We start from the raw sequence: 16129 nt of genomic DNA on the forward strand, positions 1-16129 counted from the left end.
TCCTATGCTTTCATTGATTTGTAACAGATACCGATACATGGTCCACATTTTCCATAGGCACATCCGTAACATTCATCTTTTTCCAACTCTTCTTGCTTCATTTCATCGGCAAACATTCCTAACAGTGTTGTGTAAATCTTTTTCATTGCCAGGAATTTTTCTTCTGCTTTTTCCATCTTCTCTTTGTAAAATGGGATCAGTTCACGAAGAACTGGATGGAAACGTTCATTTTCATCATCCCAGGCACAGGTTTTCATCATACAGCGTGGCTGTTTCTCATAATTGCCCAGATAATATGGGCAGAACGTACAGCCTCTTTCTTTAACAATTGCCACCGGAATCACTGGCATCTGACTTTTGATTTCCTTTGTTACATGCTTACTTTCAATTCGCTCTCTCATCTTAAAAATCCTCCAAGAATATATATATTTGCAAAAGGGAATTCCCCTGAATTGCCTGTTTTTAAGCACAAAAAAAGAGGCAGACTTACGATTTTTATTTTCGCAAGCCTGCCTCTTATCAATCTAATATTCTATTTTCCAATGACATACCGTATAAACACGTATATCGCTCTGATCACATACACTGGAATCATGATGCTTCCAATCAATGCTCCAATAATGACACTTAATGCAGCCATCCCAAGTGTTGCTGTGGTATCCATTCCTCTCGGAATTAGAATCAACCGCATTTTATGTATTCCAAATGGAAGTCCGGCAATAAATACCCACCAGAACCAATCCGTCTGCCCACTGACCTTCATAATTGTTTTTGTCATCCAAAACCAGAATACCATAAATGCCAGTGGCAGAATTGATTTTTTAATTACATCTCCAATCGTCATTTCTTTCGTCCTCTTATCTAATCTTTTTATCTTCTGTACTTTAGAAAGATATGCCTGATATCTTTGCATCTGTCTATCATTATATCTTATTTGCTTTTCATATTCCACTTTATCATCCCCTTTGCTCTGTTTGTGCTTTCCACGAATCTAATAACTGGAAAATTATTTTTTCGATTTGCTCTTTCTTGTAATCTGGTGGAAAATATTTTTGCAGTTGCTTTTCTGAAAAACTGATTTTCTGATAATTCACTTTTGCTTCTCCTCTAAGAATTTTCTCTATATCTTCTCCAGTCAATTCTTTTTGCTGGCTAAGGTCTTTCAGTTTTTTTGCCTGAGATCCATTTGGCATTTTCTTTGTTGTTCCTATAAACGCCAGTAACAATGACTGCTCATTACTTTTCAAATAAGATAAATCAACTGCAACAGTAAATGGCAATTCATTTTTATCTACAAACTCCAGCAAGTAATTCGACAAGTAGGTCAAGCGTATATATCGTTTGATCGTACTCATTGTCTCTCCGACTTCTGTGCCAACCATCTCAGCTGCCCATCTTTTTTTCAACTTTGGTTCAACTTGGACCAAAGTTAAATCAGTCCGTCTACCCTGACGTTTCAATGCTTCATACTTCATGCGGTATGCAAATGCCTTCTCACTATATAGCAGATTTTCTCTTTGAATGTTGGAATCGACCATAACCACAGTTGCTTCATCATCAGACATATCTCTGATAATGACCGGCATTGTTTTCAGTCCTAATTCCCTGCAAGCATATTTTCTTCTGTGTCCCACAACTAATTCATAATCCTTTTCCCCTGAATTTGAAGGTCTTGCAATTCCTGGCACAAGAACTCCATATTCTGAAATACTTTCAATCATTTCCTCCATTTTATCATCCCTAAACACTTTAAACGGATGATTCTTGAATGTATCCAACTCGTCCAGCGGAATTTCTCGCACACACTCCTGCTCCTCTGACAATCCGAATAATGCATCTACCCCTTTGAATTTTATCTTTGAAGCACTACTTTCTTTCACTGCCATCACCAATCACCTCCTCTACCAATTTTTTATAAGCTTCGGCAACACGACCTTTCGGATCGTGTTTATAAATACTTACTCCCTCAGCACTCGTCTCTGCTGCCCTTATCGAAAACGGGATTGCAGTCTTGAAAATATTGATATATTCGCCATAATTATCATGAAGCAACTCTATAATCTCTTTTGAAAAATTCGTTCTTCGATCTACCATGGTAAGTAAGATTCCGTCAATCTGAAGCTTTCGATTTATCTGCTTTCTAACTTTATATATGGTCTGCATCAACTGTTCCAATCCTTTAACAGGAAGATAATGTGCCATAACCGGAATGATAACCGAATCAGCTGCTGCAAGAGCATTTACAGTAAGCATTCCTAGCGATGGCATATTATCAATCAGGATATAATCATATTCTGGCGAAATTGTCTTGATAAACTGTTTTAACACATATTCTCTGCTCATAACATTTACCAGACTAACTTCTACCCCAGACAGTTCAATATTTGCCGGAAGAATGTCTATTCCCTCTTCATGGTGAAGAATTCCATATCCTTCTGGTAATTCAAGACCATTCATTTCACAATGAAGAATTGTCGCTACTGTTATTTCTAATTCATCTGGATTCTGATATCCAAGACTTTCTGTTAAACTTCCCTGTGGATCAAAATCTATTGCCAGAACTTTATATCCTTTTTTTACCAATCCGATTCCTAAATTCACACAGGAAGTTGACTTTGCGACACCACCTTTTTGATTGACTATTGCTATAACTTTTGCCATCTCTATTTCCTCCCGATTCGTAATGTATGTTTTGAAACTGCTTTTTCTGCCTTTTTCTGATTTTCAGCCTGCAATGTTAAATCATGCGTCTTTATCAGCAATGCCTCAAATCTTTCTTTTTCTTCCTGCTGTTCGTGTGCTGTCAAATCCGTTTCCAAATTCGTTTTTTGTGAAACGCTCAACTTATTTCTAATATTATATGTGTCATATCTTCTTCTAATGCAATTCGCTTCTACACCGGACAGTGTAACCAACTCTGACCAGGAAGACACTTTACATCTTCTTGCAATCGTTCCCCATGATGGTGTTTCTGGATTTCTACAAGCATCATATATTTTTGACGTTGCCGGTTGTATCCGTTCAAATTCGTTTTTAAATATTTCCAAAAAATCATATTGATCATCCACACACCTTGTTCCATGACGTCCAATCCTTACGTATTCCATCTCACCATAATAATCATTTAGAAATTCTCTGGCTGTTTTTCCAAAAAGCTTTTCAAAGACCATATGGCTTGGTAGCTCTTTATGGCTGTCACACTCTTTTATTCTCGGTGGTATACCATTATGAGATTCTGTCCATTCATCTAATGCTTCATATACACTGGCTGCATCCCATCTATCCAATGGCGTGGAAGAATATTTTTTTAGTGCCTGTATCACTTCCACAACTTCCTCCGTCTGTGGCAGACATTGCAGTAATTCGATTGCCTTGGGTATGGCTTTTCTTCTTGTCATAATTCTTGCCATAAAAAAACCTCCTTTGAATGGTCATCATCTCATTCAAGAAGGTTCCTATCAGAAACAATTCCGAATTATTTTCAATATCTTATCTATACTGTTATTTCAACATAAGATATCGAAATGTACATCTGACAGCACTGTTTTTTTATCCAATGCCTTTATCAGAAATCCCTTATTTTAAGGCTTTTCCGGTCATTTCCTTTATCGTACTCTATTGGGACTGCATAGGTTGAGAATTTCACATCATATGAAAGATCAAATTTATCAATGGCTTTAAGAAGTCCAATACTTCCTATCTGAAATAAGTCTTCATTTTCAAGTCCTCGTCCATAAAAACGCTTTACCACACACCAGATCAGCCCTACATTTTCCTCTACCAATTGTTCTCTCGCCGCTTTATCTCCTTCGTGTGATTTTTGAATTAAAGCGATTGTGTGGTCCATGCATTTCTTCCTTTACCAATTGTTTTTTTCATTTTCACTTCGGTTCCTTCTCCCGGTATGGATTCCACTTCTACCTGATCCATAAATGCTTCCATAAACGAAAATCCCATACCAGACCGATCTGCTTCTGGTTTTGTGGTATACATAGGCAGCATTGCCTGCTTTACATCTTCAATTCCTTTTCCTTCATCTCTGACTGACACATAAAATGTATGTTCATTAATTTCACAGCGTATGTAAATCTTTTTTATTTCATTTTCATATCCATGTATAATACAATTCGTAACTGCTTCCGATATTGCTGTTTTTACATCTGACACCTCTTCCACAGTTGGATTTAATTGCGTTAAAAATGCCGCAACTGCGACTCTTGCAAAGCTTTCATTTGCAGAACGGCTGTCAAAGATCACTTCCATTTCATTTGTGTTCCCCATTTTCCTGTTCCTCCTCATATATCTGCATTATTTTCGTCATCCCGGACAATGTTAATATTTTTTTAATTCTTGCATTTGTATGTACCGCCCACACTTCTCCATTTATAAGCTGTATCATGCGATATCGCCCCATTATTGCTCCGATTCCTGAGCTGTCCATAAACTCCGTATCTTTGAAATCAAAAATCACATATTTGATATGATTTTTTTCGATAACTGAATCTGCACTTTTCCGTATTTCTTCCGCATTATGATGATCTACTTCTTTTGGAAGAAATATTGTCAGACAATTTTCCTGCACTTGATAATCCATCTTGTTTTACCTCCTGTCATATTTTTTCGTATTACAATCTTTTATCTGCAGTATTTCATACCTTCTTTTATTCTTTGTAAAAGAAAAAAGAGGGAATTATGCATCTTCTACATAATTACCTCTTTTGTATATTTTGTTCTTCCGTATATTTCAAATATCCGAAAACTTATTATTCTGTTTTCTGTGTTTCTTCAGTATTCTGTGAAATCATATTCAGATTGTTTGTTGCTTCTTGTGCATAATCTGTATCTGGATATTCCTGAACTACAGCTTGGAAATTGGCAATTGCATTGTCATTATCTCCGCTTCTTAGATATGCAATACCTAAATTAAGTCTTGCGCCTCCGTCATCGTAATCAGCATTCATTCTTACAACTTTAGACAAGTTGTCTATCGCAGAGCTATAATTTGCAACATTCAGTGCCTCTATTCCGGCTTCGTATTTAATCTCACAGGCAGATGGATAAACCTCTCCTGTCATCTCATCATACATCTCCTGACCGGATGCTCCAAGCAGATCACGGTTAACATTCAAAAGTGAATCTGCAATCACATCATAAGTATAGTTTCCTGAATTATATTGTGTTGATGCAGACATCAGATTCTCATAACTGTCTGAAGTACTTGCAGCATTCTGCGCTGCTGCCTCCGAATCACTACCTGCTGTACGATAATTGTCCAGCGTTCTTGTCATTGCACTGATTTGTGCCTTCATGGCATTAATCTGCTCACTGTATTCAATAATCTGCTTATTTGTCTTCTCTGATTTCGACTGATTGACAGACGGAACAACGAGATACCATACAATCATCGCTCCGATCAATGCTCCAATTATAATATTCATAATTGTGAATTTTCCTGCAATTGTCTTTACTATATGATATGCCGGCTGAATAATTGTTTCATTGCCATCCTTATATTCCACAGAATTTTTCTTTTTTCTCTTTTCTTTTTTCTTCTCTGACCTTGCAGGCACCTTACTTCGATGCAGTTCGAGTTCATGCATATAACGCAACGTAGTTGCATTGGTTGTATCCAGTTTGGATGCAGTGCGAAGCAATGAATTTGCTTTCGGATATTGTCCATCCTGAATATAGATCAATGCCAGCAATTGATATGCTTTGACAAAGGTCGGATGACCTCCGATAACCTGTCTCAGTTTCAAAATTGCCATATCAATGCTTCCCTGTCTGCATAACTGCAGACATTGATTATACACCTGAATTGCATGATCCATAGCCTCCAGTCGTCTGGATGAATCCTGAACACGCTGTATATATTCATTTGCAATATTATCACGTGGTTTCAAATTCTTACTGATAATCCACTCTACCAGTGCCTCTGCTACTTCTCCCCTGCCATAATAAACTAATCCAAGTAGATTTCTGGCAGCAATATTCCCCTTATTATATTGTAAACTTTGTCGAAGTGAGAGAATCGCTCCCGATAAATCCCGAATCTGCGCTTTTCTCAGGCCATCATTGTACCAATAATTGGAACAATGCATGATTTTCTTCGTATAGTCCATCTATGCTCACCATAATCTTTCTAATTTTTCTGTTGATCCATTACCTTATTCAGGAGGTCCATCACATCTGTCATCTCTTCCTGATAAACGGCATCTTCAATATCTTCTACTTCCAGACTTGGTTTAAACTTCTTCAGTTCTTCTTCAAAATCTAGCATTTGACTCCTCCTCTATCAAAGCTTTGACCATCCCCACCAGATACAACGATCCCAGACAATAAATTGTCCTGTCTTTCTGATTGGATGTCACATAGTTCCATGCAGCCTTCAACGAATCCTGCACGATAACTGGTTTTTCTGTATATTGACGAAATATCTCTGCTAACTTTTCTGTATCTGCAGCACGCTTATCTGCTATATGTGTGATCACAAAAAAATCTGCATCCACATGCTGACAAAGACAAGCAATCATTTCCTCATAATCTTTATCTTCTACCACAGAAAATAAAATTCCAATTCCTGTAGTATCCTTTGGAACACTCTCAACAAATCTTTCGATTGCACTGATATTATGTGCCCCGTCAATGTAAATATGTGGGAGGACTTCTTCCATTCGCCCGCCTACTTTACATGCACTAAGTGTTTCCTGCCACTTTTGTAATTCTCCTTCAGTGCCAAACAGATAACGCATTACCTCCAACGCAAGCATTGCATTCTCTACCTGATATCGTCCAGTGTTGTTTAGTTTCCATGTAACATCTCCATAATACGCATTTGCACATGAAAATGCAATATATTTCTCATCAATTTCAAGAATTTCGAACGCATTTTTCGAGACTTTTTTACATGAAATTCCAAGTTCTTTTGCACGTTTTTCAATCACCTGATTGCTTTCTTTTTGCCCTTCAATGTAAAAAGCCGGCACAGCATTTTTTAAGATTCCAGCCTTTTCCGTGGCAATTTCTTCCAATGTATTGCCAAGATACTGCATATGATCCATTCCAATTGATGTGATTACTGAACAGATTGGATGTTCAACACAATTCGTCGCATCCAGTCTTCCTCCAAGACCCGTTTCAAGCACTGCATACTCCACCTTCGCTTGTGCAAATGCTATCAGTACCATGCCAAATAAAAACTCGAAAAAAGTAGGATGTGGAAGACCATCTTCCACCATCCCTTCTACTTTTTCTTTGACCTGTTCAAATACATTTAGAAATGTATCATCATCGACCATTTGATGATTGATTACAATTCTTTCATTCATTTTTACTAAATGAGGAGACAGTGCAAGACCAACTGTCTTCCCCTGGGCACGAAGCATTGCATCCAGATAGGAACTTGTGGAACCTTTTCCATTTGTTCCTGCAACATGGATCACTTTTAAGCTATCCTGTGGATTTCCAAGTCTCTTTAAAAACTCTTTCGTATGCTCCGGCGTATTTTTTTTTGTAAATTTTGGAATCTCATTAATGTATTCCACTGCCTTATCATAGGTCATTATTGTTCTCCTGCGTCTTTTCCTACAAATGCATTTCTTCCTGTTTCCGGGTCATTCGGATCTGTCGGAAGTTCTTTTAATGCTCCGTCTTTATACTCATATTTCTTAGAAGTCCTGAAAATCGTATTACTTGAACCAACCTGCGCCACATAAACTACATCACCATCTTGTAATTCTGCTTCCTTTAGGTCAATTCGTGTATTATTTAAAAATGAACTTGTCTGTTTTTCATCATTGATATAAATCTTACTATATTTTGTAAAATTCTCTCCATAAAGGCTATAAGTTCCATCCAACTGTTCTACAATATCCGAAATAGATGTGTCTTTCACACCCATAACCATATGACCTTCTGTGATCGGCTTGCCTGTATTTTCATATACATACTGATTTCCATATAAAACGTCATACTGGAGCAGTTCAAGATCTGCCAGATAATTCTTTGTATCTTTTCTCTGCTGATGGTAATTAAAAAATGTTCCTGTATGGATATCTAAACGATCAAACACTTCTGCCATAATCTGATATGCTGCATAGTTTCCGTCTTTCTTTTCCAATCCAATGTTATCCCAAATAACATAATTTGTATTATAAAGATATTTGCTCTTCATATCTTTTGCTTCAAGTCCCATTGTAGGAAGATGATCTCCATAAAATACAACTACTGTCGGTTCTCCGCGTTTTTCCAACGCTTCAATCAACTGACCTGCAAATTTGTCCATCTCATGAACTTCATTTACATAATATTCCCATGCATTTCGCTTTCCTTCGTCTTCCACACCACTGACAATAATTTCAGGATCATCCAAAACTTTTTCTGTCGGATAATCTCCATGTCCCTGCACACTGATTGTCATAACAAAATCCTGCTGCTTCGTTGTATCCATTGACTCTAAAATATGTGGAACAAGAATATCGTCTGTTGCCCATCCTTTCGGTGTTGTCTGAAGCACATTCATAAATTCCTTGCTTGTGTAATGGTCAAATCCCATATGATTATAAACTTGTGCACGACTATAGAAATTACCTGTATTATTATGAAGTGCCTCTGCACCATATCCCAATTTTTCCAGTGATGATGCCGCACTTTCAATTACTTTTGTCTTTGCATAAGTTTTATATGGATACTCTCCAGGTCCGAAGAAACGCATACTCATTCCTGTAAGCACTTCAAACTCTGTATTTGCAGTTCCTGCCCCTACAGACGGCACCTTAAAATATCCTGATGAATATTCACTGTATAATTTGCGCAAATTCGGAATTGGATCTTCTGAAAACTGCAGCCATTCTACTTCTGTCGGATCAAAATAAGACTCTAACTGTACAAATAGAATGTTCGGTTTGTCTTCATCTGACAGACTTGTCTCACTTACATTCAGCGCACCATCTTTATTGATAGCTTCCATCGTCTCTTTGCTGTAACCTGCCGGTTCGGATATTCCTGTATTAAATACACTCGCTGTAAAACAGTATGGGAATCCATAATCTTCATAAGCAAATGCAATATTTCCAAAGTAATTTGAAATCACACGTTTATCAATTGCCACATCCGTAAGTACAACATATCCCATTAAACTTACAATCAATCCACAAAATGCAACAACCCTATGCATCTTACCGGTATACTGTCCACCACGTCTCCACATTGAAATCACCCATATTACTACTGCAATGATTCCAACGATCAACATGATCAATTCCATTTTCCCAAAATAATTTCCTGTCAACGAAATAGCATCTGACAATACTTTTAAATCCTGTGCATTAAATGGTGTTACACGTTTCATTAACATATACCCATTTGTAATACCCAGTATCAGCCAGAATACACTAATCAGAATACGGGCAAATACCCGTCGCCTCACCAGATATACAATCATCAATGTTGCAAATATCAGATAAGCATTGAACAAAAATACCTTTGGCGTCTCTATCATATAGAGCCATGCCTGAATCAACGAATGTCTTGAAATCCCCTCTATAAAGAAATTCAAAATACATGCTAAAAGGAAATGAAATACCAGCGAAAATCGATTCATAAATCGGTACACTGGCTGCATCTTCTTTGCAAACCTGCTGTTTCTTCTTTCCTCAAGAATTCGTTGTCGTCGTGCCTTACTCTCTTTCCAATGTGCCTTGATATCTTCCTTTTTCAAATTTTTTATCTTATGAAATGTACCTTTGATATCCGGCTTTTTTATATGCACCTTCTTCATTGATATCCTCTCTGTTCTAATCTGTTACGTTATCTCTTACATGTTTTTTAGTCTATAAGACATTGTTCCAAAATGTCCAAAACGGGGATAATCAACATATGCTGTCAATCCATCCCCATCTCAGATATATCATTTACAGACATTTTAAATCTGTATATTCTATCGCTTTAATCCTTCCAGACGTTCCTGAACCTGTGCCAGCATCTGTGTATATTTTTCCAGTTTCTCTTTTTCTTCCTGTACTTTTGCTTCTGGTGCTTTGCTTACAAAACGTTCATTTGAAAGCATACCTTTCGCTCTTGCGATTTCTTTTGTGAGCTTCTCTTCTTCTTTTTTCAGACGCTCTAATTCCTGCTCAAAATCAACCAGCTCTTCCATTGGAAGATATACAGTTGCTCCCGGAACTACAATAGATACTGCATCATCTGCAACATCTTTCTTTTCGTAGTGAAGAATAATGTCACTTGCAAGCATCAGTGGTTTTACAGAATTTTTAAATACTTCTAAGGCTTCCATTAAGGATTTATTACTGCTAACAATATAAACTTTTGTACGTTTATTGTTTGGAACATTCATCTCTGCACGCATATTTCTGATTCCGCGTGTAATTGCTTTTACATGCTCCATTACCTCTGTTGCTCTTGGGAATTCCCATTCCGTTTTATACTCAGGCCATTTTGACATCATCAAAGATTCTTCTTCCGGTACAAGTGCGCCATAAATCTCTTCTGTGATAAATGGCATAAATGGATGAAGTAATTTCAATGCCTGTCCAAGAACTGTCTTAAGTACCCACAAAACGCACTGTGCTGACTGTGAATCCTCTTCTGCATGATAAATACGATATTTTGCAATCTCTACATACCAGTCACAGAACTCATCCCAGACGAAATCATGTACTTTCTGAACTGCGATTCCAAGTTCAAATTTGTCCATGTTCTCTGTCATTTCTTTTGTCAGACTGTTTACTTTTGAAAGAATCCATCTGTCTGCCGGTTTTAACAAGAAATCTTCTGGCTCTTCTACAACATTTTTCTCCATATTCATCATAATGAATCGAGATGCATTCCATACTTTATTTGCAAAATTACGGCTTGCCTCAACACGTTCATTATAGAAACGCATATCATTACCAGGTGCATTACCTGTAACCAGTGTCAGACGAAGTGCGTCTGCACCATACTGATCGATAATCTCCAATGGATCGATACCATTTCCAAGAGATTTACTCATCTTACGTCCCTGTGAATCACGAACCAATCCATGGATCAATACTGTATTAAATGGACACTTGCCTGTATGCTCAATTCCTGAGAATACCATACGGATTACCCAGAAGAAAATGATGTCATATCCTGTTACAAGTACATCTGTTGGATAGAAGTAATCCAAATCTTCTGTTTTCTCCGGCCAGCCAAGTGTAGAGAATGGCCACAATGCTGAACTAAACCATGTATCCAGAGTATCTTCATCCTGTGTGAAATGTGTACATCCACAATGTGGGCATTTCTCCGGTGCTTCTTTTGCAACTACAAATTCACCGCATTCATCACAATAATATGCAGGGATTCTGTGTCCCCACCATATCTGACGTGAAATACACCAGTCTTTGATATTCTCAAGCCAGTGCAGATAAATCTTATCAAAACGTTCTGGAACAAACTTTAATTCTCCGCTCTTCAAAGCTTCAATCGCTGGTTTTGCAAGCTCTTCCATCTTTACAAACCACTGCTGTTTGATCAATGGCTCTACTGTTGTTCCGCAACGGTCATGTGTTCCTACATTGTGAGAATGTGGAACTACTTTCACAAGATATCCCTGTGCATCCAGATCTGCTACGATTGCTTTTCTTGCTTCATAGCGGTCCATTCCTGCATATTTGCCACCTTTATCATTGATTGTAGCATCATCATTCATGATATTGATCTCTGGAAGGTTATGACGTTTTCCAACTTCAAAGTCATTCGGGTCATGTGCAGGTGTGATCTTAACCGCACCGGTTCCAAATTCTTTATCTACATAATAATCTGCAACGATTGGAATTTCTTTGTTAACCAATGGAAGCAATACATTCTTACCAACGATATCTTTATATCTCTCGTCATCCGGATGTACGGCGATTGCACTATCTCCAAGCATTGTCTCTGGACGTGTTGTAGCAATCTCAAGGAATCTGTCTGTTCCTACGATTGGATACTTAATATGCCAGAAATTACCATTCTGCTCTTCATGTTCTACCTCTGCATCAGACAACGATGTCTTACACTTCGGACACCAGTTAATGATACGAGAACCTTTGTAAATATATCCTTTTTCATACAGATTAATAAACACTTCCTCTACAGCTTTAGAACATCCCTCATCCATTGTAAAACGTTCTCTGTCCCAGTCGCAGGAAATACCCAGTTTCTTCAACTGATTTTCAATTGTTCCCGCATACTCTTCTTTCCACTGCCATGTACGCTCCAAGAATCCTTCACGTCCAAGTTCTTTCTTATCAATTCCTTCTGCCTTTAACTGATTTGTTACTTTTACTTCTGTAGAAATGGCAGCATGGTCTGTTCCCGGAATCCATAATGCATTGTATCCCTGCATTCTCTTATAACGGATCAGAATATCCTGTAATGTATTGTCTAACGCATGTCCCATATGAAGCTTACCAGTAATATTCGGTGGTGGCATTACCGTTGTAAATGGTTTCTTACTGCGGTCTACTTCCGCATGAAAATATTTGTTCTCACACCATCTTTCATATGTCTTTTGCTCAATTGCTTTTGGATCATAAGTTTTTGCCAGTTCTTTACTCACAATTTTCATGATGTCCTCCTTTTGTTTTCATATTATTTTATTTTTTTTGATTTGTCACTATGAGTCACAATTTTTTCACATAAAGTGGAATTGTCAAAATATTCAAGTCGAACGTCCGTGAGACTTGACGCGTGATTCTGGTCAGCAAAGCTGACATATTCCTATCAGAATCACTGCGCATCCTAAGCGGAGCGTTTTTTATATATTAGGAAAGGACTTTCCTAATATATAAAAATACGCCCTTCATATACTTCCGTACATAAAGGGCGAATCATCGCGGTACCACCTTAAGTTCATATACAGACAACTCTTCTGTATACCTCTTTGTTCTATAACGTAAACAACCACGAGATATCCTACTTAATTTCAAATATCCAATTCCAAAGCTACCTTCCACAACCCTTTTTCGAAATCATCTCACAGCCTTTGGATGATTCTCTCTGACGATAGTAATTATGTACTCCTCTTTTTCATTATCTTTATATCTTATTCATATTGATTAGAATACTATCTTCTAACGCACATTATACTATAGCTTTCAATGGAGGTTTTGTCAAGATATTAAAGTGTATTTGATTCATGAAATTGCTATTTAGTTCACGACAGCCCCAAGCAAGAAAAAGACTATGCACTCCTGCGGGAGCTTCGTCGGGCAAACCCGACTCCAATTCGCTGGATTGCATAGTCTTTTCTTGCTTTGTGGTGTATCGTGATTGAAATAGGTGGGGCGATGATGGATTTACTTTTCTGGTGCCTGATGTATCTATATCATGAGGTTATTTGCTTGTACAGATGTCTTTGTGGCAACTGATGTATCTGCACTAGCTTGATATTCGCTGTTGCAGATGCTCTATTGACAACTGATGTATCTGCACTGCCTAGATATTCACTGTTGCAGATGCTCTTTTTGGGCCCACCGTATCTGCAACTTGCTTTTCATTGAACTTGCAGATACTTTTCAGCCTGCCTGTCATGTACAATTGCATCTGCATCTTGCCTTTTCTGGGATTTGAGGATACTGCCTTCGCAAATTTTGCATCTACATCTCACATTTTCGATAACGTGCGGATGCTCCCCATCAAAATTTTGCATCTTCAATTTCCGAAAATCCACTATCGCAGATATCGTCGCTCGATATCCTTTGAGTTCTATTTACTTCACAACTTGAGCCAATACATTACTAAAAAAAATTGATATAAGAAATTCGAGCGAATATGGAGTGAGCGTTGGAGACACTTAGAGCGTAAATTTTTGCGTTAATGAATTTGAACGAACATGTTTGAAGCTGCGTAGCAGCAAGTTTGAATTCAAATTCATTTGCTTTTAGCAAAAATTTACGCTCTTATGTGTCTCCCGCTCATGGAATCTAAGCAAGAATTCTTATATCAATTTTTTTAAGGAACGTATTGCCACCCAGTGAACTAAATAGCAAGCCTCACATATGGACTTACAATTGTATTCCCCTGCGAATCAACTCCTCCTGTCCCGCTAAAGAACCACAAGTACATCTGATCCACCTGATCTTCATCTATGACATAAATCAATGTATAATCCAGTTCTTCTCCTGCTGCAAGTGGGTGCCACAGAGCTTGTTTTAAACGCTGATTTCCATCTGTATAGTACATTTTATCAAAGTAAACCGGAAAACTGCTGCCATCTGATGACATCCATTGTAATGAATAATTCTCGTTCACTGATACATAAGAATCATCCGCTTTTACTATTGTGCCATCTTCCATAGAAGCTAATGTTGTCAAATCCGGTGCGATAGGTACTCCATCTTCTTTGTTCCATTCACTTTGTGTATCTCCGCAATTTTTTGCTGTCATGCGAACGATTACATACTTCGAATTTACTTTTTCTATTCCTTCAATTTCACCATTTTCATTCAAGACACCTCTGTCATGTGATTTTAATGTTCCATCTTCATTCATCCATGGTGCCATTTCATTTTCGTAGTCGATGAAATTTTCTTTTGGATATTCAGCTAATGAAATGCTATCTGCCACCTCTACCGAATTTACAACAAAGCGAATATCCTCTACCTCGTTTTTTAATGCTTCATCTTCTAGCATTGGATCTGTTATTTCATCACCAATCTCATAAATATCTTCCGCCGCAATTTTCTTTAGACCTACTTTTTCTTTTTCTAATTTTTTCTGCTCTGCCTTCGCTTCTTTGATTTCTTCCTCTGTTGCATATGGAACCACCTCGTCAAGCACTGTCACTTTTAAACCTTCGGCAACCTTCAATATCTCTTCATATGGCAAATCACTTCTGCTCCATATTTGGATCGCATACCCTTCATTTTCATCATACAGATAAATATTTTTAACTGTATCATCACTATCAATATAAAAATCCTCTCTGACATATACATCGACCTGCTGTTCTCCCAGGTTCATAACCTTCTGCTGCTGGCTTCTTTTATAATTCATAAATTCTTCTGTCTGTCCCATTCGTTCGATATAATCCAGCTCTGATGCATTCATCGGAATAATACTGATTCCGCCACCTGTTTTATCATTATGCCATTTTCCATAATTCGCAGTATTTTCACCTCCACGTTCATACCCTTCCGGCATATATGTTGGCTCTACGGAAATTGCATGTGCTTCTTTTGTACGGTCTACCTGAAATGTATATTGAATGGAATCGCCTTTCTCTGATTTCAATACGGCCATATACTTATTAGCTGCAAATCCAACAACACTAAGACCGGCGGTTACTGCAATCGCTGCCACTGCAATTTTCCAAGTATGATATTTACTTGTGGATTTCTTATTATGATGAATCCCAAGACATTCATACGTATCCTTGATACGCTGATTTACGTATTCCGGAGTTTCTATATCTTCTGATAAAATCTTTTTAATTTCCTGATCTGAATATTCTCTTTTCACACTATTTTTGTTTTTATTATTCATAAAATCCTTAGACATACGCTCATCTCCTTCCTTGCGCCAGTTCCATTGTATGCATTTTCTTTACTTCTTTTCTTCCTCTGGACAACCTTGTTTTTACTGTGTTTTCTTCCATCTCAAGTAGTTGTGCAATTTCCCTGACCTTAAATCCTTCTGCATAATACAGAATTAAAACCGTCCGATATTTTTCATCCAATTGATTCATTAATTCCTCGAATTCATATCTTGCTGTACTCATCCCCGCGTCTCCCTGCTCTGAAATCACATCATATGAACATTCTCGCTTTCCTTTTCGTAAAATGTCATTACACTTATTTATCAAAATCCGTATCAGCCAGGTTTTAAAATATTTTCTTTCTTTTAAACTATCTATTTTTTCGTAGCATACAATAATGGTATCCTGTATTGCATCCGCAATATCTGCTTCGGAATCAAGATAACTTCTTGCTACTTTATATAAATCTCCCTTTACCATTTCAATCAATTGCACAAATGCCTGGTCATCCTTCTTTTGTGCTCGTTTCACAAGATATTCCACACTACTCCCTCCTTTCAATTATTTGTAAATTGAAAATCGATTTTCCTTTTTTCACTTATTAGACGTTTCAGTATCTTATTT

14 protein-coding genes, 1 pseudogene and 1 other annotated feature are annotated in these 16129 nt (G+C 37.5%); all 15 genes and pseudogenes read right to left on the reverse strand.

Going from position 1 to position 16129, the window contains the following annotated elements:
- Positions 1-2 precede the first annotated feature (2 nt).
- The 15 genes and pseudogenes from H8S40_RS11160 to H8S40_RS11230 all read right to left on the reverse strand — a co-directional run bounded on the left by H8S40_RS11160 (position 3) and on the right by H8S40_RS11230 (position 16048).
- A complete protein-coding gene (locus H8S40_RS11160) occupies positions 3-401 on the reverse strand; it encodes a hypothetical protein (RefSeq protein ID WP_008688044.1) in 399 nt (132 codons plus the stop codon).
- Between the two features lie 131 nt (positions 402-532).
- Positions 533-952, reverse strand: a complete 420-nt coding sequence (locus H8S40_RS11165; protein WP_243111524.1) for a DUF6050 family protein — start codon at positions 950-952, stop codon at positions 533-535.
- 4 nt (positions 953-956) lie between these two features.
- Positions 957-1886 (reverse strand): ParB/RepB/Spo0J family partition protein, encoded by a 930-nt coding sequence (locus H8S40_RS11170; RefSeq protein WP_117577932.1) that lies wholly within the window; start codon positions 1884-1886, stop codon positions 957-959.
- The gene (locus H8S40_RS11175) at positions 1867-2661 is read right to left on the reverse strand and encodes a ParA family protein (RefSeq protein ID WP_117577930.1); all 795 of its coding nucleotides are present in this window, start codon (positions 2659-2661) and stop codon (positions 1867-1869) included. Before H8S40_RS11175 ends, H8S40_RS11170 begins: the two co-directional genes overlap by 20 nt.
- Positions 2662-2663: 2 nt before the next feature.
- Positions 2664-3410: a hypothetical protein gene (locus H8S40_RS11180; RefSeq protein ID WP_008688040.1), complete on the reverse strand. Its 747-nt coding sequence runs from the start codon at positions 3408-3410 to the stop codon at positions 2664-2666.
- Between the two features lie 206 nt (positions 3411-3616).
- A pseudogene (locus tag H8S40_RS11185) lies at positions 3617-3847 on the reverse strand (sigma-70 family RNA polymerase sigma factor); the annotation flags it as partial.
- Positions 3826-4281: an anti-sigma F factor gene (spoIIAB, locus tag H8S40_RS11190; protein WP_186865248.1), complete on the reverse strand. Its 456-nt coding sequence runs from the start codon at positions 4279-4281 to the stop codon at positions 3826-3828. The gene spoIIAB and the pseudogene H8S40_RS11185, both read right to left, overlap by 22 nt.
- The gene (locus H8S40_RS11195; RefSeq protein WP_022075038.1) at positions 4265-4594 is read right to left on the reverse strand and encodes an STAS domain-containing protein; all 330 of its coding nucleotides are present in this window, start codon (positions 4592-4594) and stop codon (positions 4265-4267) included. Before H8S40_RS11195 ends, spoIIAB begins: the two co-directional genes overlap by 17 nt.
- A gap of 169 nt (positions 4595-4763) precedes the next feature.
- Entirely contained in the window at positions 4764-6122 is a 1359-nt protein-coding gene (locus tag H8S40_RS11200; RefSeq protein ID WP_118724190.1) for a tetratricopeptide repeat protein, read from the reverse strand.
- Positions 6123-6142: 20 nt separating this feature from the next.
- Positions 6143-6280: a hypothetical protein gene (locus H8S40_RS11205; protein ID WP_022075040.1), complete on the reverse strand. Its 138-nt coding sequence runs from the start codon at positions 6278-6280 to the stop codon at positions 6143-6145.
- The gene (locus H8S40_RS11210; protein ID WP_118724191.1) at positions 6267-7562 is read right to left on the reverse strand and encodes a bifunctional folylpolyglutamate synthase/dihydrofolate synthase; all 1296 of its coding nucleotides are present in this window, start codon (positions 7560-7562) and stop codon (positions 6267-6269) included. Before H8S40_RS11210 ends, H8S40_RS11205 begins: the two co-directional genes overlap by 14 nt.
- Complete coding sequence (locus tag H8S40_RS11215) at positions 7562-9778, reverse strand: LTA synthase family protein (protein ID WP_186865249.1); 2217 nt, start codon at positions 9776-9778, stop codon at positions 7562-7564. Before H8S40_RS11215 ends, H8S40_RS11210 begins: the two co-directional genes overlap by 1 nt.
- 159 nt (positions 9779-9937) lie before the next feature.
- Entirely contained in the window at positions 9938-12586 is a 2649-nt protein-coding gene (locus H8S40_RS11220; RefSeq protein ID WP_186865661.1) for a valine--tRNA ligase, read from the reverse strand.
- 259 nt (positions 12587-12845) lie between these two features.
- Positions 12846-13069, reverse strand: a binding site (T-box leader).
- Positions 13070-14007: 938 nt separating this feature from the next.
- A complete protein-coding gene (locus tag H8S40_RS11225; RefSeq protein WP_186865250.1) occupies positions 14008-15528 on the reverse strand; it encodes a DUF4367 domain-containing protein in 1521 nt (506 codons plus the stop codon).
- Positions 15529-15532: 4 nt separating this feature from the next.
- Positions 15533-16048 (reverse strand): RNA polymerase sigma factor, encoded by a 516-nt coding sequence (locus H8S40_RS11230; RefSeq protein ID WP_186865251.1) that lies wholly within the window; start codon positions 16046-16048, stop codon positions 15533-15535.
- Positions 16049-16129: the final 81 nt, after the last annotated feature.

It is taken from the genome of Ruminococcus hominis (assembly GCF_014287355.1).
GTDB lineage: Bacteria > Bacillota > Clostridia > Lachnospirales > Lachnospiraceae > Schaedlerella > Schaedlerella hominis.